Annotated in this window: 21 protein-coding genes; 9 read left to right on the top strand and 12 right to left on the bottom strand. The window is 61.5% G+C overall.

What is annotated here, in order from left to right:
* Positions 1-34: 34 nt before the first annotated feature.
* The gene (locus tag HDE72_RS19435) at positions 35-2,203 is read right to left on the bottom strand and encodes a prolyl oligopeptidase family serine peptidase (protein WP_183744051.1); all 2,169 of its coding nucleotides are present in this window, start codon (positions 2,201-2,203) and stop codon (positions 35-37) included.
* Between the two features lie 351 nt (positions 2,204-2,554).
* Between HDE72_RS19435 and HDE72_RS19430 the strand changes: the two genes are divergently transcribed.
* Positions 2,555-4,435, top strand: coding sequence for a GGDEF domain-containing protein (locus HDE72_RS19430; protein ID WP_260176806.1), 1,881 nt, complete (start codon positions 2,555-2,557; stop codon positions 4,433-4,435).
* Positions 4,436-4,451: 16 nt separating this feature from the next.
* Here HDE72_RS19430 and HDE72_RS19425 read toward each other — a convergent pair whose 3' ends face one another.
* The 3 genes from HDE72_RS19425 to HDE72_RS19415 all read right to left on the bottom strand — a co-directional run bounded on the left by HDE72_RS19425 (position 4,452) and on the right by HDE72_RS19415 (position 7,936).
* Complete coding sequence (locus tag HDE72_RS19425; protein WP_183744048.1) at positions 4,452-5,840, bottom strand: tetratricopeptide repeat protein; 1,389 nt, start codon at positions 5,838-5,840, stop codon at positions 4,452-4,454.
* Between the two features lie 177 nt (positions 5,841-6,017).
* A complete protein-coding gene (locus tag HDE72_RS19420; RefSeq protein WP_183744045.1) occupies positions 6,018-6,647 on the bottom strand; it encodes a 3'-5' exonuclease in 630 nt (209 codons plus the stop codon).
* A 38-nt stretch (positions 6,648-6,685) separates the two neighbouring features.
* On the bottom strand, positions 6,686-7,936 hold the full coding sequence (locus HDE72_RS19415; protein WP_183744042.1) for an Hsp70 family protein: 1,251 nt from the start codon (positions 7,934-7,936) through the stop codon (positions 6,686-6,688).
* Positions 7,937-8,115: 179 nt separating this feature from the next.
* Here HDE72_RS19415 and HDE72_RS19410 point away from each other — a divergent pair, with 179 nt between their 5' ends.
* Both HDE72_RS19410 and HDE72_RS19405 read left to right on the top strand, forming a co-directional pair.
* Positions 8,116-10,185, top strand: coding sequence for an Ig-like domain-containing protein (locus HDE72_RS19410; protein WP_183744039.1), 2,070 nt, complete (start codon positions 8,116-8,118; stop codon positions 10,183-10,185).
* A 229-nt stretch (positions 10,186-10,414) separates the two neighbouring features.
* Positions 10,415-11,524: a LacI family DNA-binding transcriptional regulator gene (locus HDE72_RS19405; RefSeq protein WP_183744036.1), complete on the top strand. Its 1,110-nt coding sequence runs from the start codon at positions 10,415-10,417 to the stop codon at positions 11,522-11,524.
* Positions 11,525-11,682: 158 nt separating this feature from the next.
* On the opposite strand, the gene HDE72_RS19400 is transcribed toward HDE72_RS19405, so the two are convergent.
* The gene (locus HDE72_RS19400; RefSeq protein ID WP_183744033.1) at positions 11,683-12,114 is read right to left on the bottom strand and encodes a YidB family protein; all 432 of its coding nucleotides are present in this window, start codon (positions 12,112-12,114) and stop codon (positions 11,683-11,685) included.
* 258 nt (positions 12,115-12,372) lie between these two features.
* Between HDE72_RS19400 and HDE72_RS19395 the strand changes: the two genes are divergently transcribed.
* From HDE72_RS19395 to HDE72_RS19385, 3 genes are all read left to right on the top strand, one after another.
* Complete coding sequence (locus HDE72_RS19395) at positions 12,373-12,585, top strand: hypothetical protein (RefSeq protein ID WP_183679037.1); 213 nt, start codon at positions 12,373-12,375, stop codon at positions 12,583-12,585.
* 69 nt (positions 12,586-12,654) lie between these two features.
* Positions 12,655-13,383 carry a hypothetical protein gene (locus tag HDE72_RS19390; protein ID WP_183744030.1) on the top strand — a complete coding sequence of 243 codons (729 nt, stop codon included), beginning with the start codon at positions 12,655-12,657 and terminating at the stop codon, positions 13,381-13,383.
* A gap of 13 nt (positions 13,384-13,396) precedes the next feature.
* The gene (locus tag HDE72_RS19385; RefSeq protein ID WP_183744027.1) at positions 13,397-13,864 is read left to right on the top strand and encodes a DUF6328 family protein; all 468 of its coding nucleotides are present in this window, start codon (positions 13,397-13,399) and stop codon (positions 13,862-13,864) included.
* Here the strand turns inward: HDE72_RS19385 and HDE72_RS19380 are convergent.
* Complete coding sequence (locus HDE72_RS19380; RefSeq protein ID WP_183744023.1) at positions 13,841-14,776, bottom strand: LysR substrate-binding domain-containing protein; 936 nt, start codon at positions 14,774-14,776, stop codon at positions 13,841-13,843. The genes HDE72_RS19385 and HDE72_RS19380 overlap by 24 nt on opposite strands.
* A gap of 110 nt (positions 14,777-14,886) precedes the next feature.
* Between HDE72_RS19380 and HDE72_RS19375 the strand changes: the two genes are divergently transcribed.
* From HDE72_RS19375 to HDE72_RS19365, 3 genes are all read left to right on the top strand, one after another.
* The gene (locus tag HDE72_RS19375; RefSeq protein WP_183744020.1) at positions 14,887-15,903 is read left to right on the top strand and encodes an aldo/keto reductase; all 1,017 of its coding nucleotides are present in this window, start codon (positions 14,887-14,889) and stop codon (positions 15,901-15,903) included.
* A 12-nt stretch (positions 15,904-15,915) separates the two neighbouring features.
* On the top strand, positions 15,916-16,332 hold the full coding sequence (locus HDE72_RS19370; RefSeq protein WP_183744015.1) for an SRPBCC family protein: 417 nt from the start codon (positions 15,916-15,918) through the stop codon (positions 16,330-16,332).
* A gap of 245 nt (positions 16,333-16,577) precedes the next feature.
* Entirely contained in the window at positions 16,578-17,795 is a 1,218-nt protein-coding gene (locus tag HDE72_RS19365) for an MFS transporter (RefSeq protein WP_183744012.1), read from the top strand.
* 51 nt (positions 17,796-17,846) lie between these two features.
* On the opposite strand, the gene HDE72_RS19360 is transcribed toward HDE72_RS19365, so the two are convergent.
* The 6 genes from HDE72_RS19360 to HDE72_RS19335 all read right to left on the bottom strand — a co-directional run bounded on the left by HDE72_RS19360 (position 17,847) and on the right by HDE72_RS19335 (position 23,234).
* Complete coding sequence (locus tag HDE72_RS19360) at positions 17,847-18,053, bottom strand: DUF6434 domain-containing protein (RefSeq protein WP_183744009.1); 207 nt, start codon at positions 18,051-18,053, stop codon at positions 17,847-17,849.
* 1 nt (position 18,054) lies between these two features.
* Positions 18,055-18,936, bottom strand: coding sequence for a hypothetical protein (locus tag HDE72_RS19355; protein WP_183744006.1), 882 nt, complete (start codon positions 18,934-18,936; stop codon positions 18,055-18,057).
* Positions 18,937-18,979: 43 nt separating this feature from the next.
* Positions 18,980-20,536 carry a hybrid sensor histidine kinase/response regulator gene (locus tag HDE72_RS19350; protein WP_260176805.1) on the bottom strand — a complete coding sequence of 519 codons (1,557 nt, stop codon included), beginning with the start codon at positions 20,534-20,536 and terminating at the stop codon, positions 18,980-18,982.
* Positions 20,533-21,366 (bottom strand): alpha/beta fold hydrolase, encoded by an 834-nt coding sequence (locus HDE72_RS19345; protein ID WP_183744003.1) that lies wholly within the window; start codon positions 21,364-21,366, stop codon positions 20,533-20,535. The genes HDE72_RS19350 and HDE72_RS19345 overlap by 4 nt, the downstream gene beginning before the upstream one ends.
* A gap of 76 nt (positions 21,367-21,442) precedes the next feature.
* On the bottom strand, positions 21,443-22,246 hold the full coding sequence (locus HDE72_RS19340; RefSeq protein ID WP_183744000.1) for a phosphate/phosphite/phosphonate ABC transporter substrate-binding protein: 804 nt from the start codon (positions 22,244-22,246) through the stop codon (positions 21,443-21,445).
* A gap of 4 nt (positions 22,247-22,250) precedes the next feature.
* Positions 22,251-23,234 carry a fatty acid desaturase gene (locus HDE72_RS19335; protein WP_183743996.1) on the bottom strand — a complete coding sequence of 328 codons (984 nt, stop codon included), beginning with the start codon at positions 23,232-23,234 and terminating at the stop codon, positions 22,251-22,253.
* Positions 23,235-23,242 lie beyond the last annotated feature (8 nt).

Here is a 23,242-nt window from a genome sequence, read left to right as displayed (position 1 = left end):
CGCCCGCGCTTTTCACCATTCACCTGCTATCGGATTACTGACCTGCCACCTTGGCCGGCTCCGTCATGTGCAGCGAGCGGCTGAGGAAGCCCCAGCGGTCGGCCACTTCTTCGATCTGCTTGGTGGTCGGCTTGCCGGCGCCATGGCCTGCCTTGCTGTCGATGCGGATCAGCACCGGCGCAGGGCCGCCTTGTGCCGCTTGCAGGGCGGCAGCGAACTTGAAGCTGTGGGCAGGCACGACGCGGTCGTCATGGTCGGCCGTGGTGATCATGGTCGCTGGATAGCAGCCGCCCGCCTTCAGATTGTGCAGCGGCGAGTATTTCACCAGCGCCTTGAATTGCTCGGCGTCGTCCGACGAACCATAGTCAGGCACCCAGCCCCAGCCCACGGTGAACTTGTGGAAGCGCAGCATGTCGAGCACGCCCACTTGCGGGATGGCTGCAGCAAACAGCTCAGGGCGCTGGGCCAGCACGGCGCCCACCAGCAGGCCGCCATTGCTGCCGCCGCCAATCGCCAGTTTCGACGGCGACGTCACCTTGTTCGCTTCCAGCCACTCGGCCGCGCCGATGAAATCGTCAAACACGTTTTGCTTGTTCAGCTTGGTGCCAGCCTGGTGCCAGGCTTCGCCGTATTCACCGCCGCCGCGCAAGTTGGCCATCACGTAGACGCCGCCCATTTCCACCCAGGCCAGGTTGGCCACGGAGAAAGTTGGCGTCAGCGAAATGTTAAAGCCGCCGTAACCGTAGAGATAGGTCGGGTTGTTGCCATCGAGCTTCATGCCTTTTTTCGAGACGATGAACATCGGCACCTTGGTGCCGTCGCGGCTGGTGAAAAATTGCTGGCGTACATCAAACGCGGCTGGATCGAAATCGACCTTGGGCTGGCGGTAGATGGTGCTCTTGCCGGTTTTCATGTCGTAGCGGTAAATCGTTGCCGGGGTGGTGAAGCTGGTAAACGAGTAGAACGTTTCCGTGTCGCCCCGTTTGCCCGCAAAGCCGCCTGCCGAACCGATGCCTGGCAAGGCCACTTCACGCACCAGCTTGCCGTTCAGGTCGGTGATCTTGACTTGCGTCTGCGCATCTTTAAGGTAATCGAGCACCAGTTGGTTGTTCAGGATATTGGCTGACACCAGGGTTTCCTCGCTTTGCGGCACGACTTCTTTCCAGTCCGCCGGGGCAGGTTTGCGCGTATCGATGGCGATCACGCGCGATTTCGGCGCCTTGTTGTCGGTAGCGAAATAGAATACGGGGCCGATATTGTCGATGAAGGAGTACGATGCATCGAACTCTTCCAGCAAGCCGACAACCTTGGCATTCTTCTGGCGCAAGTCCTTGTAGAAGATGCGGTTCTTGCGTTCCGTGCCTTGCGTGGCCGTGATGATCAGGTAATTGCCGTCATCGCTGACCTTGCTGCCGCCAAACGCCCATTCTTTCTGGTCAGGACGGTCGAACACCAAGACGTCATCGCTTTGCGGCGTACCAATCTTGTGGAAGTAGAGTTTCTGGAAGTAATTGATATCGGCCAGCTTGGTCGCTTCTTTCGGCGCGTCGTAGCGGCTGTAGAAGAAACCGCTATTGTCCTTGGTCCACGAAGCGCCCGAGAACTTGGCCCACTGGATGTGGTCCGTCAAGTCCTTGCCCGATTCGATGTCACGCACCTTCCATTCATTCCAGTCGGAACCGGAAGCGGCCGTGGCGTAGGCCAGGTACTTGCCGTTCGGGCTGATCGAGGTGCCGGCCAGCGCGACCGTGCCATCGGCCGACAGGGTATTCGGGTCCAGCAGCAAACGCGGTTCGTCCGTCAGCTTTTTCAGCGTGTACAGCACGGCCTGGTTTTGCAGGCCGTCGTTGCGGCTGTAGAAATAACGGCCGCCCTGTTTCGTTGGCGTAGTGAAACGCTCATAATTCCACAGCTTGGTCAGGCGCTGCTTGATCGCTTCGCGTTCTGGGATCGTACCCAGATAAGCTTGCGTCACCTTGTTTTGCGCCACGACCCAGTCGTGCGTTTCGGCACTATTGGCATCTTCCAGCCAGCGATACGGGTCCGCAATGGTGGTGCCGAAATAGCTGTCTTGCTGATCGACTTTTTTGCTGACTGGATACGTCACGGCAGCGCCGTCGCCGGCTGGGCAGGTTTGTGCCATGGCATTGCCACCGAAAGCGGCCAGCAAGCTCAATATGAGGGTTGCACTACGTAATTGCATGGGTTGTTCGTCTCATTGTTGGATATCGAAGAAAGCAGGCCGCGCGTTGACTGTTTCAACGACGCTGCGGCGGCTGCCCATGATGACTTTCGCCAAGATAAATCATAGCGTGTATCACAACTTTTAAAGCACAGTTATCACCTGAAATTACCATCTTTTATTTTGCAGAATTACAGGAATCACCATAGCAAAAACGGTTTTTCGTGAAAAATGGAAAACCGGCCCTGGCTGCAAGCCTTATCAAAATTGACTGTATTTCATCAAGCTGTCATAAAAGATCTTTATCATGGGCAACATGATCATGGCCCGGATGGCGGCCGTGCCGATAGCCGCGCGTCCAGACTTGCCCTTATGCACACTCTCCCCTTTTCCGCCACCTTGCCTGCGCAAGATGCGCCGCCATCGAATGTGGCTTACCTGAAGCCAGCCATCGTGGCGGCCGGGCCGGAAGGGGCAGCGGAAGAGTTGCATGACATCATTCACGGCCGCAAGCTGAGCGCCCTGTTCCAGCCCATCATCCATATGCATAGTGGCGACATCATCGGCTATGAAGGCTTGATACGGGGGCCATCCGACAGCCCATTGCATGCACCGATGAATCTGTTCAAGGTGGCGCGCGCCAGCGGCCTGACCCTGGAGGTGGAACACCTGTGCCGGCAAGTGGTGCTGGAATGTTTCGCCGAGCTGGGGCTGCCGGGCAAATTGTTTCTCAATGTCAGCCCGGAATGCCTGCTGCTGCGCAACGCGCGCCATGGCGAAACGCTGGAATACATCGAGCAGATCGGCATCAATCCGGACCGCGTGATCATCGAACTGACGGAAAACCAGCCCACCTACGATTACGAGCTGATGCGCGAAGCAGTGCTGCACTACCGCAATATGGGTTTCCAGATCGCCATCGATGACCTGGGCGAAGGATTTTCCAGCCTGCGGCTGTGGTCGGAATTGCGTCCCGAATACGTGAAGATCGACATGCATTTCATCCAGGGTATCAACAATGACCCGGTGAAACTGCAATTCGTGCGCTCGATCCAGGAAATCGCGGAAAAATCAGGTACGCTGGTGATCGCCGAAGGCATCGAAACGCAGATGGAATTGCTGGTGCTGCGCGACCTGGGCGTGGCTTTTGGTCAGGGTTATCATCTGGGCAGGCCAAATATGGTGCCGGCGCGCGCCCTGCCGGCCGAAGTGGTGCAGGCGCTGGGGCGCAATGGCGTGGCCGTGTATCCCCAGCGCAGCAGCCTGGAAAAGAATGGCGCCAGCATCCGCAAGCTGCTGCACCGGGTGGCCGCCGTGTCGCCAGAGAAAAACAATAACGAGGTCTACGACATCTTCCTGAAGGAACCCAAGCTGATGATCATTCCCGTGGTCGACCAGGGTCTGCCATTGGGACTGATCAGCCGCTTCGAGATGATCGACCATTTTGCCCGCCCCTATCAGCGCGAACTGTACGGTAAGAAGTCCTGCAGCCTGTTCATGGACGCCAAGCCCTTGATCGCCGACCATGAAACCAGCTTGCAGGAACTGAGCTACACCATGGTGCAGTCGGACGCCCACCATTTGTTCAACGGCTTCATCATTACCGAAAACGGCAAATACCTGGGCATGGGCACGGGCCACGATTTGATGCGCGAAATCACGCAAATGCAGATCAATGCGGCGCGCTACGCCAATCCGCTCACGCAATTGCCGGGCAATGTACCGATCAATGAACATATCGACCGATTGCTGCACAGCGGTAGCCGCTTCTGGGTCTGCTATTGCGACCTCGACCACTTCAAGCCGTTTAATGATGTGTACGGCTACCGCAAGGGCGACGACGTGATACAGCTGACGGGGGAAATTCTCAGCAGCCATTGCGACCCGAACCGCGATTTCATCGGCCATATCGGCGGCGACGATTTCATGATCCTGTTCCAGAGCGAAGACTGGGAAAGCCGCTGCCTGGCCATGCTGGAGCGTTTTTCCAGCGCCATCCTCGATTTCTACAGCAGCAGCGATTGCGAACGCGGCGGTTATATCAGCGAAGACCGGCAAGGGAAAAAAGTGTTTTATTCGCTGATCAGCCTATCGCTGGGCGTGATCAAGGTCGAGGCGCATCAGTACTACACGCATCACCAGATCGCCACCCAGGCGGCCGAAGCGAAAAAGCAGGCCAAGAAAATCCACGGCAACAGCCTCTTCCTGGACCGCCGGCAAGGCGCGCCAGCTGGGCGCACAGAAGCACCTTAAACGTTGTTGCCGGTGCTTAAGCACGCGGGAGCAGCGGCGGCGGACGCGCCTGCCGCCATTGCCGCGTCAAGGCCTGCGCCTCGCGCAGGTCGGATGAGGATAGCTCGCCTGCCAGCCCGGCGATCGCCGAACTGGCCGTGGCGTCGCCGCTCTGCGCAGCCAGCGCCGTCCACATATACGAGCGCACCGAACTTTTCTGCACGCCACGTCCGCTGTTGTACATATAGCCCAGGTTGTACTGGGCCAGCGCATGGCCTTGCTCTGCCGCCTGTTCATACCAGTGCACGGCCAGGCCATCGTCCTGCGGCACACCGTGGCCATTGGCATACATCACGCCCAGATTGTTTTGCGCACTGGCGTCCCCCTGTTCGGCGGCCGTGCGGTACCAGCGCACGGCGCAGACGGGGTCGCGCGGCACGCCATGGCCGTTGGCATACATCACGCCCAGGTTGAACTGCGCGTTGGACGCGCCCTGGGCCGCCGCCCTGGCATACCATTCCAGTGCCTGGCGCTGATCGCGTTCGATGCCACGCCCGCCCGCATACATGCCGCCCATATTGTATTGGGCCAGACAATGGCCTTGCAGGGCGGCACGGCGATACCAGCCGACGGCGCGCGCCTCATCCTGCTCCACGCCCTGCCCGCGCGCCAGCATCACGCCCAGGTTGTACTGCGCGTCGGCATCATCCTGCTCGGCGGCCCGCAACAGCCAGGCATAGGCGCGCAGCTGGTCAGGCGGCACGCCCAGGCCTTCCGCGTAGGCCACGCCCAATTGCCGCTGCGCCACCGCCAAGCCTTGCGCTGCCGCCTGGCGGAACCAGGCCACGGCCTGCACATCGCTTTGCGCCACGCCCTGGCCGCGTTTGTAGACCAGGCCCAGGTTCAGCTGGGCCTGCATATCGCCCTGCAAGGCGGCCTTGCGGAACCAGGCCAGGGCCAGCGCATCATTTTTCTTTGCCCCCAGGCCTTGCGCATAAGCTTCGCCCAGCAAGGATTGGGCGCTGGCCACGCCTTGCTCCGAGGCGCGGTAAAACCAGGCCAGTGCCAGTTCGTCGCTCTGCAACACGCCGCGCCCCTTGCGGTACATCTGGCCCAGGTTTTGCTGCGCCGAGGCATCGCCCTGCGCCGCCGCGCGGCGGAACCACAGCACGGCATCGTCATCGCTCTGGTCCACGCCGCGTCCGTGGTAATACAGGGCGCCTAAATGATTCTGTGCGAAAGCCAGGCCCTGGATCGCCGCCAGGCGCAGCCAGACAAAGGCGCGCGCGTCATCATGCGCGATGCCTTCGCCTTTTTTGTACATCAGCCCCAGATTGAACTGGGCGTAGGGATTGCCTTGCTCGGCAGCTGTGCGAAACCAGATATAGGCCTGATGGCTATCCCTGGCGGTCTGGTGCTTGTCCATATGCGCCCCTGTCCACATGACACATTGCGCTGGCCGGCAGCACGCACCCGGCGACGGCCTGTGGCGGCGGCATTGTGTGTTGCTTGAATTGTAAATTCGATGCGGGAGAGAGGGTTGAGCGAACTCAATGGAGATAATAAAATATTATCGTTTTGATGAGTCCGCCTGTAGCGTGGATCAGCTCGATATCCTGCGCTTTTGCAGATACTGGGGCACCTTGGCGGCCGCCAGTTTATTCAGCGAAACGAGCAGGTCGGCATCGACATCGGCCAGGCCATAATTGCTGCGCAAATGACGGCCGATATGTATCAGCACTTGCGCCGCCACTTCGGCATCGGACTCGGCCCTGTGGGCGGCGCTTTTGAAGGCGATGCCCAGCTGGCTGGACAGCAGGCCCAGCTTGTAGCTGGACAGGCCGGGAAACACGCGGCGCGACAGTTTCAGCGAACACACCAGCGACTGGTGTGCGGGCGCCAGTTGCAGGCGGGCGCTTTCGGCCACCAGGAATTTCTCATCGAAGCTGGCGTTATGCGCCGACAAGGCGTCGCTGCCGATAAAATCGAGCAACTGCGGCACCACTTCGTCCACCGGTGGCGCATGGTCCACCATGGCTTGCGTGATGCCCGTCAAGCCGGTGATGAACGACGGTATGCGGGCCTTGCAATTGACCAGGGTGACATAGCGGTCGGTGATGCGGCCGCCCTCGATACGCAGCGCCGCCACTTCCGTGATGCGGTCGCCCATGTCGGGCGACAGGCCGGTCGTTTCAAAGTCGAGCATGACGATCGGTTTTTCAAACACATTCATGGAGCACTCTTTCTCGGGCACAGCGAAGGATTTGATTATCAACCAAACTTGCGTACGGCGTCCAGCGCCAGGCCGGCGCCGATGCTGCCAAACAGGTCGCCTTCCACCTTGCGCGCGGCCGGCACCAGGGCGGCGATCTTTTCACGCAGCAGGCGCACGCCGCTGGAACCACCGGTGAAGAACACGGTATCGACCGCATCCGGCGTCACGCCCGCGTCGCGCAGCAAACGCAGCACGGTGTCTTCCACCGAGGTGCACAGATGACCGATGGCGTCGTCGAACTGGCTGCGTTTCAATAGCAGGCTTTGCGCCGGCGACAAGCGGTCCAGCTCCAGCTGCACTTCGGCCGCATCGGACAGGGCGATCTTGCCCTCTTCCACTTTCATGGCCAGCCAGTGGCCGGCGCGCTCATCGATCAGCTTTTGCAAGCGTCCCATCTTGTCTTGCTCGCGTGCATCACGGCAGACATCGGCCAGCTGCACCCAGATTTTCTTGGTGTAGGCCAGGTTGATGGTGTGCCAGGTGGCCAGGTTGAAATAATAGCTGGACGGCACTTCGCTATTATTGTGCAAACGGCTGCCGTAACCGAGCAAGGGCATGACGGACGACAGGCTCAGGTATTTATCGAAGTCCGTGCCACCGATGTGCACGCCACCGGTGGCCAGGATATCGTCGCGGCGCTCGGCCTTCTTGGCCCGCTCGGGCGACAGGCGCACCAGAGAAAAGTCCGAAGTACCGCCGCCGATGTCGGCGATCAGCACCAGCTCTTCGCGCTCGATCTGCGATTCATAATCGAAAGCGGCGGCGATAGGCTCGAACTGGAAGGCGATGTCCTTGAAACCGACGGAACGGGCCACCTCGGCCAGCGTGTCTTGCGCCAGCTGGTCGGCCTGGGCGTTGTCGTCGATAAAGAAGACGGGACGGCCAAACACGGCCGAAGTGAATTCGCGGCCAGCCGACTGCTCGGCGCGGCGCTTGACTTCACCGATGAATTGCGACATCAGCAAGCGGAATGGCAAGGCGCGCCCGCCCACTTCCGTCTGGCCATCGATCAGGCTGGTGCCCAGCAAGCTTTTCAGCGAGCGCATCAAGCGGCCTTCGTAGCCGGCCAGGTAACCGGCCAGCGCGGCGCGGCCGTAGCTGACTTCTTCGTCTTCCGCATTGAAGAAAACGACCGATGGCAGGGTCGTCTTGCCGTCTTCCAGACTGAGCATGGTGCTCCGTCCTGAACCTGCCCAGCCTACCGTGGAGTTTGATGTGCCGAAATCGACGCCGCAAGCATTGGCCATGTCGACCCTTCCGTGAATTAAAGGGGCGTCATGCTACCAGAACATACCTCTTTGCACCAGCAAAACCGCTGCTGGCCCCACGCACGCATAGTTTGCTCTGCATCAATCAGCCGCTCTGGGCAAAAGCTACTCTTAAGAAATTGACGCCCAGCAATTTCGCCGCCCTCCGGAGACTCCCTGTGAAATATCGCTACTCCCCCGCTCGCCTGCCGCTGCTAGCCCTTGTTGTCACCCTGTCTGGCGCAGGCCTGGCCGGCTGTGGCGGCGGTGCGGCCGATACCCAGCCGGCCGTCGGCTGCTCGCTGCAAGGCACGGCAGGCTGCGGCGGCACCCTGCCCGATCCCATCAAACCGACCACTCCGCCGACCACGCCGACCACGCCACCCGTCACGCCACCCGTGACGCCGCCCGACCCGGCCAGCCTGGCGGGCGCCGTGCAACTGGTCTTTTCCGGCACGGAACTGCCATCGGCAGGCTTGCCTGGCAGCGAAGTGGCCGTGACGGCGCTGGTCAAGGATGGCGCCAACCTGGCCTTGCCCGGCGCGAAGATCGCCTTCAGCGCCGATTCCGGCATCCTCAGCGGTGTCGAAGCCGTCACCGACAAGAATGGCATGGCGCGCGCCCTGCTGGGCACCGGTGGCGTCAACAGCAATCGCAGCATCAAGGTTACGGCCACGGCAGGTGCACAAAGCGGTAGCGGCACGGTGGCCGTGACCGGCAGCAGCCTCGACATCACAGGCCCGTCTACCTTGCTGCTGGGCCAGAACGCCGACCTGATACTGTCGCTACGCGATTCAGCGCGCAAACCCGTGGCCGGCGCGGCCATCAGCTACAGCACGGGCAGCGGCAACAGCGTGCGCGTGAGGGACGGCGGCGCCGCCGTCAGCAATGCCCAGGGCCAGCTGGTGCTGCGCCTGACGGCTGGCGCGCTCGGCAGGGACGCCGTGTCAGCCAGCGCGCTCGGCGCCAGCATCTCGCAAGCCTATGCCGTGGCCGGCAGCGATTTGCAGCTCACGCCGGCCGTGGGCCAGGATGCCAGCGGCGCGGACGTCTTGCAGGAAGTGCCGACCCTGGCCTGCCAGGCCATCGATGTGCGCTATGCGCGGGCGGACACGGGCGTGCCGCAGTCCGGCAGCGCCAGCCTGTACACCTCGCGCGGCGTCCTGTTTGGCGACAGCGCCTGCACGGCGGCCGTCGCGTCCAGCCTGGTGTTTAGCAATGGCAATCTGCCACGCAGCTATCTGCAGTCGGCCAACGCGGGCCTGGCCACCATCACGGCGGCAGTGGCAGGCGGGCCCACGGCACAGACGCGACTGGAATTTGTAGCCCTGCCTGGTCCGGCCAGCAAGCTCGGCGTTCAAGCCGAGCCTGCCGTGCTGGGCTCGAACAATGGCGCCGACACCGCGCAGGCGAGCACCATCAGCGCCGTGGTGCGCGATGGCCCGGCGAATAACCTGGTCAAGCATGCGCCCGTGGTGTTCAGCATCTTGAGCGACCCCAGCGGCGGCTACCTGCGCCAGACGGGGCGTGTGCTGACGGGTTCGGACGGCATGGCGCAGGCCGTCTATGTGGCGGGCCCGGCCGATAGCGGCCGCGACGGCGTGCTGATACAGGCGCGCATCGAAGGCGCCACGCAGGCGGCCGCCAGCGCGCAAGTGCGCCTGACGGTGGCCCGCAAGGCCCTGTCGATCAAGGTCGGCACCGGTAATGGCGTGCGGGAATACTCGACCAGCCTGCTGCAAAAGGAATTCGCCGTGCTCGTTTCCGACAGCGCCGGCAACGCGGTGCCCGGCGTGACCATCACGGCCGCCGCCTGGCCCGTCCGCTATGGCAAGGGTTATTACGTCTGGGAAGCAGACAAGGCGGACTTCCCAGACACGGGCGTGTGGCGGCTGACCCTGCCACGCTACAGTTGCGCCAATGAAGACGTGTTGCGTAACGGCATATATGATGCCGCTTATGACCTCAACGGCAACGGCGTGCTCGACCCCGGCATTCCAGTGGCCGTCACTGCCGGCGGCGTCAGCGATGCGCTGGGCCTGTCCAGCATCACCGTCAGCTATCCGCGCAACTACGGCTCCTGGGTGCAGCTGGCCCTGACCGTGCGCGGCACGGTGGCTGGCACGGAGTCCAGCACCACCATGGAATTGCCGCTCCCGACCCTGGCGAAGGATTTCAGCGAGCGCCGCACGCCGCCGCCGGGCCAGACCAGTCCCTATGGCACGGGGCCCTGCAACACGCCAAATTAAGCCATACAGGGATAGTCGCAGCAACAATGGTATGGCACGACCCGGTCCGCTGCCATGCCAATACGTCATAGCATTTGCAACATGGGCAATGAAATAAAAACAAGGAATCAGTCTTGCCATCAGGCAATCTTTTGCGCTATGCTCATTCTGCCCGCCCGGCAAGACACAGTTTTTATCCGTCCTCCGGGCCTGCAGGAATACCTAGAGACAGGTGGCTAGCCCGACCAATATGCGAAAAAAGACTACTGTAGCCCGTATTTCCAGCACAACAACACAAGGTCCATCCGGCGCCGGGCGCCGCGTCACCTCCTACGACGTGGCCCTGCTGGCCGGCGTGTCGCAATCGGCCGTCTCGCGCTGCTTCAAGCCTGGCGCCAGCGTGTCGCCCGCCACCCACGCCAAGGTCATGCAGGCGGCCATCGCCCTCGATTACATACCGAACGCGGCCGCGCGCAGCCTGATCACGCGCCGCTCCAACCTGGTGGCCGTGATCATTTCCAATCTGGCCAATCTGTACTACCCGCAAATCTTGTCCGAGCTGAGCCAGCAGATCGCGCGCCAGGGCAAGCGCCTGCTGCTATTCACCCTGGAACGGGAAGCCGAGATCGGCAAGGCGCTGTGCGATGTGTGGCAATACCAGGTCGATGGCGCCATCGTGGCCGCCTGGCTGTCCGACGAACAGATGGCCGAGTTTGCGCGGCGCGACGTGCCGCTGGTCTTGTTCAACCGCAACCCACGCGACAATGCCGTGCCCGCCGTGCTGTGCGACCAGGCCGAAGCGGCGCGGCTGCTGGTGTCGCGCCTGGCAGAAGCCGGCCACCGCCAGTTCGCCATCATCGACGGCCCCGGCGATTCGGCGGTGGCGCAGGAACGCAAGTCGGGCGTGCTGGACCGCTTGCTGGAATTGGGCTTGCCGGCGCCCATCGTGGTCAGCGGCAACTACAATTACGCCAGCGGCGGCCATGGCTTGCGCAAGGTGATCGACCGCCTGGGCCGGGTGCCGGACGCCGTGATCTGCGGCAACGACATCATGGCCATCGGCTGCCTGGACACGGCGCGCCACGAACTGGGCATCCAGGTGCCCCTGCAAATGTCGGTGGCGGGCTTCGACGCGCTGGAAGCATCAGGCTGGCTCAGCTACGACATCACCACCTTGCGCCAGCCCGTGCAGAAAATGGCGGCCGAAGCGGTCGCCATGCTCGGCGAACGCATCGAGCGCCGCGGTGGCTCAGCCGAACGGCGCCGCTATTGCTCGTATCTGGTGGAAGGCAGCACGGCGCGGCTGACCACCGAACCAGTTTATATCGCCCAACGCTTCGGCATGATGGCTGCGGCTTGAAAAAGCGCCTGTGGCGTTGTTGCTTGGCCTTGCCGCACTACAGTGCTGTCTGCGGCGTCGCGCCTGGCCACAGTCGCTTTTTCTGCGCCGCAGGTTTTCTACCTTCCATAAAAAAACCTTGCATCGCTGCAAGGTTTTTTAGCTTCAAGCCGACGATATCAGCCGAAAAACTTGCCCTTCAGCGCATTCAAGCCCTGGCTCAGCAAGTCGCCGCCTTCGGGCACCTGGCCATTTGGGGTCAGCTTGTCGATCAGTTGCGGCAACAGGGCCGCCAGGCCGCCTGAGGCCGCATCCGGCGTCACGCCGGCTTTTTCGGCGATCTGCGTGACAGTATCGCTGCCCAGCGCATCCTTGATTTGCTGGCCGGATACGGGGGCATTTTCACCGTGGCCTATCCAGCTGGCCACCTGGTCGCCGAGTCCGCTCTCCTGGAACTTTTGCAGCAAGCCTTGCACTCCGCCATGCTGGTTGATCAGTTCCGTCACGCTGGCCAGCAAGCCCGACTGGCCTTCCACGCCGCCAGCGGCATCCGTGCCCTTGTTGCCCAAGGCACCCAGTGCCTGCCCTGCAAGTTGATCTAGCAAACCCATACTCGCCTCCTGAACACGGTCAAATAAATGCCGGCGATTGCACGGCATGGCATGCGGCCAGGAAAAGTCCCGCCGCCCGGCCATCGTACTACGAATGCGGAAATGGCTGAGTCACGATTTGCGCATAAGTTTATGCGATGGACTTTGATACGTCCCCAAGCGTAAATGGAGAAAAATCAAAAACATGTAAGATTAAATCTCTTATTTATTGACTACTTATTGACTACTTATTGACTACTTACTAAGGAGTGTCAGGATATGAATATCAACAAAGCGGTAGACAAGGCCTACGAAAAAAAGACGTTCAAGGAAATCGCCGACGCCCCCGTCGATGCGCTGCAGGGCGTCAGCGCCAAGGATGCGGAGCTGCTCAAGCAGGCCTTCAATGTGAAAACCGTGCGCGACCTGGCTAACCTCAAGTATTCAAAATGGGCGCGCGCCATCGTCACCCTGGCCGATACCGAAGAGTAACCCTCGCCTTGCCAGGACCGGCCGCTGGACGGCTGGTCCTGGCTCTGGCTCTCTATCGATCAGCACATCGTGAACTCAGCTTTGACCCTGCCCGGCATGTGCTGGCCCCTGCACGCCACCGTGGGCAACATTGCCGTGACGACCTCGACGATGAGCGGCCACTTCCGCGCCGGTGCGGGATGTGATGGCCTGGTGCTGTGCGACCTATTGCCTGCAGGAAAGTTTCGCAATGGCGCAGTTCGCCACTGGTGCCGCACGCATCAATGTTACTGGGGCACCAAGGCTGACCTGGCAGACTTTGCCGCCTCACAACAAATGCGCTGCAAGCAACACGCCAGCCCCATGGGCTATATGCTGTATCCGGACGTGTTAGACGTCAGCGACTATCACGCCATCACGCTCGATTATCTGGACGATGGCACGCTGCGCTTGCAGGCAAAAGCCAACAATGGCGGCACCCTGCTGGTCCGCGACGTGAGCGCGCTGGCCATCGATAGCCGCAGCCTGCCCGGCCTGTTTCACCCATCCATCGTGCAAATCAATATCACGCCGCCAGCCGCGCTGGCCTATGTTGCGGCGCTACGCAGCGGTGTGGCACTGGGCTGCATCGATTGCCCACGCTGCGCCCATCCGCACCTGGATCTGGGCGACTTTGCGCTGAGCCCACACCGGCGGCATCTGTGCGGCCATTGCGGCTACGATGCCGTACATGGCGTTGCTGCCTGCGTCTCGACGCCCTTGCAGCGCCTGCGCGACCATGCCTTGCGCAAGCCGGGCCATATCAAGCACTGGTTTTAAAGCAGGAGCCATCATGCCGCACGACGATCAGCAAGCGACACCCGAAGCAGAGCATGGCGACCTGTCCGACCTGCTCAGCGAGCTGCGCATCTTGCTGCCCGGTGCGCAGATGCTGACGGCGTTTTTGATTATCCTGCCCTTCAATGGCGGTTTTGCCAAAATCGACCAGGCCGAGAAAATCGTCTTCCTGGCCACCTTCATCTTTTCCATGAGCAGCCTGGTGCTGCTCAGCGCGCCGGCCATCGGCCACCGCATCATGCGCCCCTTGACGAACCGCGAACGCTTCAAGCGGGTGGCCGACCGCCTCATGATGGCCGGCGCCCTGTGCCTGGCGCTGGCGTTTATCCTGGGCACCAACCTGGTCATGTCGGAAGTCTTCGGCCACCTGGCCGGCCTGATCGCCTGCGCGCTGATGACCGCACTGATTGCTGGCGTATGGTGGGCGCTGCCCTGCTATCTAAGCCGCGTTCGGAAACTCTGATACCTGCGCTTGGGCCAGCAAGGTTGCGCGGAAGATGCCCACCAGCGGGCGCAGATTCACCTTGTGCCAGGCGAGCCACAGCGGCGTGCGGTAACTGAACCACGCCAGTTCACGCACCACCACGCCGGCCGGCACGTGCTGGCGCAAGCTGCGCTGTATCATCACCATGCCCAGCCCGGCCGCTACCAATCCCAGCGCCGTCAACGGCTCTGTTGCTTCCAGGCGAATATCGGGCGTAAAGCCGGCGCGAACGCAGGCAGCGACAAAATTGTCGTGTTTCAAGGCGCTGTCCTTGTTCAGCACGGCGACCTTATGCAGCACGGCGATCCATTCCTGGTCGGCCAGGTCGGCTGGTGTCAGCTCGGCCTTGGCCGCCAGCGGGTGCGCCTCAGGCAGCGCCAGCAGCATGGGATCGCTGAGGATTTGCAGGCTATCGAGGTCGGGATCATCCGGCAGCGGTGGCACGCACAGCAGTGCGATATCGAGGCTGCGCTGGCGCAAGCCTTCCACCTGTTCCGCGGAATGCAGGTTGTACAGGGCAATATGCACCTGCGGCCGGCCCACCCGCAAGGCCCGCAAGCCATCGGGCAATACCCCCGTATGCATGGCATTATCGATATAGCCTATGCACAGGCCGCCTTCGTCGCCACGGCCCAGGCGCTTGGCCAGGGCTTCCAGCCGGTTGCCATGCGTCAAAAAGGCCCGCGTTTCGGCCAGGAAGGTATGGCCGTCGCGCGTCAAGCGTATGCGCTGGGCATTGCGCTCAAACAAGATCAAACCCAGCTTGTCTTCCAGCTGCGCGATCTGCCGGCTCAGCGGCGATTGTGAAATATGCAGGCGCTCGGCAGCACGGCCCACGTGTTCTTCCTCGGCGACGGCGACGAAGTATTGCAGTTGTCGGATATCCAGCATGGCTTTGATTAGACCTTTTATGACTCAAGTTAAGCAAATTATGTCTTGGACAGGCTTAACTTGTCCAGCTATTCTGTCTTCACTCACTCACAGCTACAAGGAAAAACACCATGAGCATCAAACACTTACTGACCGGCAAACTGGGTTTCGGCACTGCGCCACTGGGCAATATGTTCCGCAACATTCCTGAAGACGAAGCGCTGGCTACCGTCGACGCGGCCTGGGACAGCGGCATCCGCTATTTCGACACGGCCCCGTTCTACGGCGCCGGCCTGGCCGAGATCCGCCTCGGCGCTGCGCTCAAGAAACACCGCCGCGACGACTACATCCTCAGCACCAAGGTCGGCCGCATCCTGCTGGACGAACTGGAAGACCCGGCCACGCGTGAACTGGGCGAAAAAGGCGGCCTGTTCGAATTTGGCCGCAAGAACAAGATCGTCGACGACTATACGGCCGACGCCACCTTGCGCTCGATCGAAGATAGCCTGAAACGCCTGGACACGGACCGTCTCGACATCGTCTGGGTACACGATATTGCCCAGGACTTCCATGGCGACAACTGGCTGGCGCAATTTGAAATTGCCCGCACCGGCGCCTTCCGCGTACTGACCCGTTTAAAAGAAGAAGGCGTGATCAAGGCCTGGGGCATCGGCGTCAATAAAGTCGAACCGCTGGAACTGACCCTGGACCTGGCCGAAGCGCAGCCGGACGGCTTCTTGCTGGCCGGCCGCTACACCCTGCTCGACCATGAGCGCGCCCTGCAGCGCCTGATGCCTGAAGCGGCCCGTCAACACGTCGATATCGTCGTCGGCGGCCCTTACAGTTCGGGCATCCTGGCTGGCGGCGCCCACTTTGAATACCAGAAAGCCTCGCCCGAGATCATCGCCAAGGTCGAGCGCATCAAGGCGATTGCCGCCCGCCATGGCGTGAGCGTCAAGGCGGCCGCCCTGCAATTCTCGCTGGCCAACCCGGCCGTGGCGGCCGTGATCCCTGGCGCCAGCCGTCCGGAACGCCTGGCCGAAGACCTGGCTGCACTCAATAGCGTCATCCCTGCCGCCTTCTGGCAAGAGATGCGGACCGAAAACCTGGTCAGCCGCGCCGCACCGCTGCCTGGCGACACCATTTAACAAGGAGCCACCATGGCCAGCACTACAACATCTATCGATATCGCCGCCACGCCAGAGCAGGTATGGCAATTGATCGGCGGCTTCAATTCCCTGCCCGACTGGCTGCCCTACATTCCCAGCAGCACCCTGAGCGAAGGCGGCCAGGTCCGCCACCTGGCCAATCCTGCCGGCGAAGCCATCATCGAACGCCTGGAAGCATATGACAATGCGGCGCGCAGCTACAGCTATTCGATTCTGCAGGCGCCGTTTCCCGCCAGCAATTACCGCTCGACCCTGCAAGTCGATGCGATCGCCGGCAGCGAACATGCGCGCGTCACCTGGTCCGGCCAATTCACGCCCGCCGGCGTGACCGAGGAAGAAGTCACCGCCCTGTTCCACGGCATTTACGTGGCTGGCTTGGAAGCGCTGCAACAGTCCTTGCGTAAATAATAGTCTTGCACAAATAAGACAGTGACAAACCCGGTTCCGCGCTTATCTGCAGATAGGCAGCGGAACTGCGATACATCTGTGTTATCGTTAACAACAAGAGCAATCCTTGTTGTGTGCGGCGCAGCAAATTTGACCGCTCCCCGGCAGAGATTGCCTGAATCTTTTACAATATTGCCTGTAGGCAGCTCTCCCTGCCTTCTTCACCAGCGCACTTTTCACCCTGTCATCCTTACTCAGTTAACAACATGCATGCATCTGTAGATCCATTGATTCCGCGCGTCACTGCGCCTTTTGGCGCTGGCTATGCCGACCTGGCCCTGGCCATTGGCGGCCTGGCCATCGGTACGGGCGAATTCGCCTCCATGAGCATCCTGCCCGTGGTGGCCGACGACCTCAATACCAGCTTGCCGCAAATGAGTCATATGATCAGCGCCTATGCGCTGGGCGTGGTGGTCGGTGCGCCGCTGATCACGATTTTCCTGGCGCGCATGCCGCGCCGCTTGATGCTGATCTGTCTGATGCTGATGTTCGCTGGCGGCAATTTGCTGAGCGCCATCGCGCCCAACTACGGCTTGCTGGTGGTAGCCCGCTTCGTGGCCGGCATCCCGCACGGCGCTTATTTCGGCGTGGCCGCATTGGTAGCGGCCGCCCTGGCCGACCCCGACCGGCGCGGCCAGGCCGTGGCGCGCGTGCTGATGGGCCTGACGGTGGCCAATATCTTTGGCGTGCCGCTGGCGACCTATATCGGCCAGACTTTGGGCTGGCGCTCGGCCTTTTTGCTGGTCGCCGCGCTGGGTTTGCTGACCATGCTGATGGTGCGCATCTTCGTGCCCATGGTCGCTGCCGGCGATTCCAGCCCCAGCCGCGAACTGGGCGTGTTCCGCCGCCTGCAAGTGTGGCTGACCTTGCTGATGGTGGCGATCGGTTTCGGCGGCATGTTTGCCGTCTACACCTTTATTACGCCTACCTTGCTGGAAATTACCAAAGTATCGCCGCTGGTCATTTCCATCTTGCTGGCCATTATCGGTGTCGGCATGACGGTGGGTAACCTGATCGGCGGCTGGCTGGCCGACCGCTCGCGTCTGTGGACCATCTTTGGCGTGCTGCTGTGGAACGTCGCCGCCCTGGCCGCGTTCACCTACACCAGCAGCAATGTGTGGCTGACGGCCATCAACCTGTTCGCCATCGGCGCCGGCATCGCCGTCGCGCCTGCCGTGCAAACGCGCTTGATGGACGTGGCCGGCGACGCGCAAACCGTGGCCGCCGCCCTCAACCATTCGGCCTTCAACATCGCCAACGCCCTGGGCGCCTGGGCCGGCGGCATCGCGATTGCCATGGGCATGGGCTTGCGTTCGACCGGCTGGGTCGGCGCCATGCTGGCCTGCGGCGGCATCGTCGTGCTCGGCATTTCCGTGCTGGTGGAAAACCGCAGCCGCAACCTGGATGGCGTGCAGCCGGCTTGATAGCATATTGATCACCTATGCGCATCGCTGATACGGCGATGCGCCTTAGCTTTATCGATGCCGCCGCAACCACTCGTCGGCAACATCACCCATCGTCCGCGCCACACCACTACGTATCCAGGCCATGAAATCACGGTCGAACTTGAAGGCCGGCCCACACTGGGCCAGTAAAAAGCGCCGCACGTTCTGCGTGTTGCGGTAGCCGGCATCGATCAGAGTGCCGCGCCCGATTTGTCCGCCGTGCCAGTCGAAATGCATGTCAGCTCTGCCCTTCGTTATTGCCATAAGAATAATAAACGGCGGAGGCGTCATCGCTCTTTTTAAGCGATTGCATGCCAGAGACTGCATGACCGAATTCAAATTTCCGCAATTCATCCAGCAAGGTCTGCAAATCTGTCTCGGCGCAGCGACGCATCAATCCCTCTGCAGAATACAGGCCATAGGTATCGACCAGACGATAAAAGCCATCTGTCATCGCCAGCAACTGCGACTGCCGGCCCAGCTCAAACACGGCTACCCGCGCCTTGAATTGCCCCTGCGGCTGCAAACACAGTATCGCCGGTTCCGCATGCCGGTTCTGGTAGGCGCGCCTTTCCCTCAGCATCGGCAGCAAGGTGGCAAATACCGCCGCCTTGTCCTCGACCCCTTGTGCCTTCAACTGCGCAATGGCTGCTTTCAGCACATCTTCCTGGGGATTTTCATAGGGATCCATGTCCAGCACCTGGCCAGCCTGGTTCCGCAACAACAGCTTGCAATCACCGAGCGCATACAGGTAGACCAGCGGACGCGACCCACCCTCGACGATGCGCAACCACGTCATGGCGGCAATCGGCCAGGCATACGGCGGAATCGCGTCCAGCTCCACGTGGGCAGGCAGGCGGCACTGAAGTCCGGCCAGAGCCAGCATGATGCTGTCGCGCTGGCTCAAGTCCGGCGCCACGACATCCCGTAGCAGCGAGGCAAAGGCCGATACGAACCAGGCAGCATCGCCCGAGACCGTATCAAAATAGTTTTTCTCGGAGACCGAGGTGGCGCCGTCAAAGATCACAATATCGACGATGCCGGGATGGTGCAGATACGTGGCGACCAGGTCTTCATTGCTTTTGACGCCAGCAGCGTCGGATACTTGGCTAATGTTCATCAGGGTTGTTTACGTTTTTATCCAGGCAAGACAGTGGGCATGTTCACACCGCCTTCAACATCTTCTGCAGCACCGTATCGAGCTCATAAAAATCCACCGGCTTGGTCAGGTGCAAGTCAAAACCGGCGTCGGAGGCCATCTTGCGGTCCTTGTCCTGGCCCCAGCCGGTCACCGCCACCAGGATCACGTTGCGGCCGTAGGGCTGGCTGCGCAAATGACGGGCCACTTCGTAGCCGTTCATGCGCGGCAGGCCGATGTCGAGCAGGATCACTTGCGGCTGGAAGCTTTCTGCCAGCGCGATGCCGGCCGCGCCATCGTAGGCGGTGCGCATGTCGTAGCCGAGGATATCGAGCGCCAGGGCCAGGCTTTCGGCGGCGTCGGCGCTGTCGTCGATCACCAGTACCTTGCCGTCGCGCGAACCGGCCTGCAGCTGGCGGCTCGTAGCGGCTGGCGCGGGGGCCGGCAGCGGCGTAGCTGGCAAGGGCAGGCGCAAGGTAAACGTGCTGCCCTGCCCCACGCCGTCGCTGTGCGCGCTGACGCTGCCGCCGTGCAATTCGGCCAGACCGCGCACCAGCGACAAGCCGATGCCCAGGCCGCCCTGGGAGCGCGACAGGGCTGGCTCCAGCTGCGAAAACATGTCGAATACGCGGGCCAGGTGTTCGGGCGCGATGCCGATGCCCGAGTCGCGCACGGTAATGAGCACATCGTTGCCGGAGCGGCCCACTGTCAACCAGATGGCGCCCTGGGACGGCGTGTATTTGGCGGCGTTGGTCAGCAGGTTGGCGATCATCTGGCCCAGGCGCGTGGCGTCGGCGTCTAGCCAGATGGCGCTCGGCCATTGTTCCACATGCAGGCGGTGGCCCGATTCGGCCACCAGGGTGGCCACGCTATGCAGCGCCGCTTCGACCACGGGCGCCAGTTCCACGCTGTGGCGGCGCAATTCCAGCCGTCCCCGCGTGATGCGCGACACTTCCATCAAGTCATCGACCAGATGCGTCATATGGCATAGCTGGCGCCCCAGCACGTCGCGCGCCCAGCTCAGCTTCGGGTCTTCCAGCTGCGCCAGTTTCAGCACTTCCAGCACGTTGCGCATGGGCGCCAAAGGATTGCGCAGCTCGTGCGCCAGGGTGGCCAGAAATTCATCCTTGCGCCGGTCCGCCACCGCCAGTTCTTCATTGAGCGCATGGGCCTTGCTGCGCGCCAGCTGCAACTGCTGCTCATATTTGCGCCGGTCGGTGGCGACAAACACGGCAATCTCGTCGTAGAACACGCCACCGTGCTCACGCCGCACGGCATTGAACAGCATAGGCACCGATTGCCCCTGGCGCTGCCGCATATCGAGCAAGACTTCCGAAGCCATGCCCTGCACCTGCATCAGCGGCGTCCAGTGGGTCTGGTGGAAGATGCGCCCGCCGATGGTCAGCAATTCCTGCAACTTCTTTTTACCCAGCAAGTCGATGGCGGTGTAGCCCAGCCAGCCGCAAAACGTGGCGTTGACCTTCAGGATGGTGCCATCCGTGGCGCACAGCAGCAAGCCGCACGCAGCGTGCTGGAACAGGCTGTCAGCATTGGGCAAGGATGGCATGGCGTCACGCATCATAGGCCCAGGCCGTCCAGGAAGGTGCGGATGGCACGGTAGCTGGTCTCGGGTGCGCTCATGTGCGGGCAATGCCCGGCATTCTCGATCACTTGCAAATGGCTGTGCGGCAACATCTCGCGCAGATAGCTGCCCACGGTCAGCGGCGCGATAAAGTCGTCATCGCATTGCACGATCAGCGCCGGCGTGACGTTGTGTGGCAAGTCAGCGCGGTGGTCGGCCAAAAAGGTGGTTTGCGCGAAATGGCGCGCGATATCGGGATCGGTGCGGCAAAAGCTGTTCGCCAGGTCTTGCCCCAGCCCGGGCCGCTCGGCCACGCCCATGATGGCCGGCCCCATGGTGGCTGCCCAGCCCAGGTAATTGCTGTCCATGGTGTTGAGCAAGTCATCGATGTCTTCGCGGCTGAAACCGCCCTTGTAGCCGGTGGAAGGGTCGTCGATATAGCAGGGCGACGGCGCCAGCATGACTTGCGCGCTGAACAGTTTCGGCTCGGCCAGGGTTGCCAGCAAGGTGCTCATGGCGCTGACGGAATGGCTGACGCAAATCACTGGGCCGTCGGCCACGGCTTTGACGATCTGGCGCAGGTCGCGCGCATACGCGTCGAGGCTGGCGTAGCTATCGAAGTCATAGGCACTGAGGTCCGATGCCCCGCTGCCGACCAGGTCAAACAGCACCGTGCGGTAGCGCACACGGAACAAAGGCTCCAGATAAGACCACATGGTCTGGTCGCAGCCGAAGCCATGCACAAATACGATCGTGGCTACAGCGCCCTGCTGCTGCGGGGTGGCGGGTGGCGCGGCCACCCGGACGTTGTTGCGGTCTTCAATACGCATGCTTGTTCCGCCTTGATTGTTTCCATGTGGAATCTACATTGGCATCTTAACATGCGCTATTTGCACTATGCCAGCCTCATCGCAATGTGGGATAAGCGACTGCCTGCGCCTCGCATTCCAGTTCCAGGATGCGGCAGTAATCCAGGTGCGGCCGGTGCTCGAAAGCACGAATGTGCAAGGCGCGCATCAGCTGGGCCAGGACCAGGTCCGGCTGCAGCAAAATCGTCCGCAATTGCGCCAGCAGTTCCGCCGGAACCTGCTGGCCGGCGATCATCGGCAAACCCGGCGACGACGCCGAATACTGCAAAACGGACAACCCTTCCAGCCAGGCCGGGTTTTCTTGCTGCAAGTAGGCGAAGGTGACGCAATCGACGGCGGCGATATCGGCCGCGCCCTCGCGCACCAGGCCCAGGCTGGCATAGTGGCTGCCTGACCAGATCACCTCGTCAAAGTAGCGCCCATCGACGGCCAGCGGGGCGACGGCGTGGCGCAAGACATTCATGCCGCTGTTGGAATGGCGGTCGTTGGCGGCGGCGGTCAAGCCGCGTGCGTCCTCCAGGCCGCGGATGGCCCCATTGCTGCGCACCACGATGGCGCTCGAGTAATCGCTGCCGTGGCAGCCAGGCATGGCGTAGCTGGGTGTGGCGATCAATTGCACCTGGCCTTGCAACTGCGTCATATACGGATAGCCGCACGTCTGGCCGAACAGCAGATCAGGCTGCTTCCAAAGATCAGGCAAGGCAGGATCACGCACCAGCTCGACCTGCCCACGCCAGCCGCCGCTGCGCAACGCATCGATCACGGCGTCGAGCAAGGCTTCATACGCCTCCCGCACAGACGGCGAGACGTTATACATGGGCAAGGCTACTTTCCAGTTCATCAGGCTACTCCGGCTCAGGCATATGCGGGTGGACAGGCGCGTCGATGGGGCTAAAGCCAAAACGGCGCATCAGCTCGCCATAACCGTTCACATGAAAACCGCCGCTGCGTGCAATATAGGCCGCGCGCCGGGCCTGATACACGCGTGGAATCAGATACCAGGGCAGCGAGGGGAAATCATGGTGCACCAGGTGCAGATTATTATTCAAAAACAGCAAGCGGAACACGGGCCCCGCTTCATTGATGACGATGCGCTGCTTGTGCTCTTCAGCCGGCCGGTGTTCATAATACGAGCGTATCTTGGCGATCGACTGGGCCGGATAGGAAATGGCCAGCAGATAATACAGTGGCGATACGCCAAAATAGCTGTCGATAGCCCACAGCATGGCGGCCAGCATGGCAAAGTGGATCAGCCACATCGGCACATAATGCCAGTTGCCCTTCAAGGGTTGGCGCACGACCTGGCTCCAGGCGCCGCTGATCGACAGCAACGGCCCGACCAGCATGCGGCCCCAGAAAGTCTTGTTGAGCCAGTGCAGCTTTTGCATGGGTTTACTCATGCCTGCCCACACGGCGGGCGACACATAATAGCTTTCCGTGTCCAGCGCCGGCATGGTCAGATGAAAATCCACGTGATGGCGCAAATGGCTGTCGCGGTACAGCTTGTACGGATACCAGACGGCCAGCGGCGCATAAGCGAACAGGCGGTTGAACCAGGGCCAGGGCGTGGGATGGCCGTGGATCAGCTCATGCTGCAGCGACATATACCAGGCGCACCACCAGATCATCAGCAAGGTGGCCGGCAGCGTGCCGAGCTGGCGCCAGAAAAACAGCGTGCCCAGCCAGCCCGCATGGATGGTCACAATCAATAGCCAGGTCGGCCATTCGGCCAGCCACAACCGGCGGCCCCGTTCGCTGGAAATATGCAGATGCTGCTCTTCGTCTATATATTCAGAGCCGGCCGCGTGTTGATAGGTTTGCAATGCCATGGTTTTTC

It is taken from the genome of Janthinobacterium saanense, assembly GCF_014200675.1.
In the GTDB taxonomy this organism is placed as follows: Bacteria; Pseudomonadota; Gammaproteobacteria; order Burkholderiales; family Burkholderiaceae_D; genus Janthinobacterium.
The sequence above is the reverse complement of the archived record's forward strand: the minus strand, read 5'-3'. Positions and strand labels throughout refer to the sequence as shown.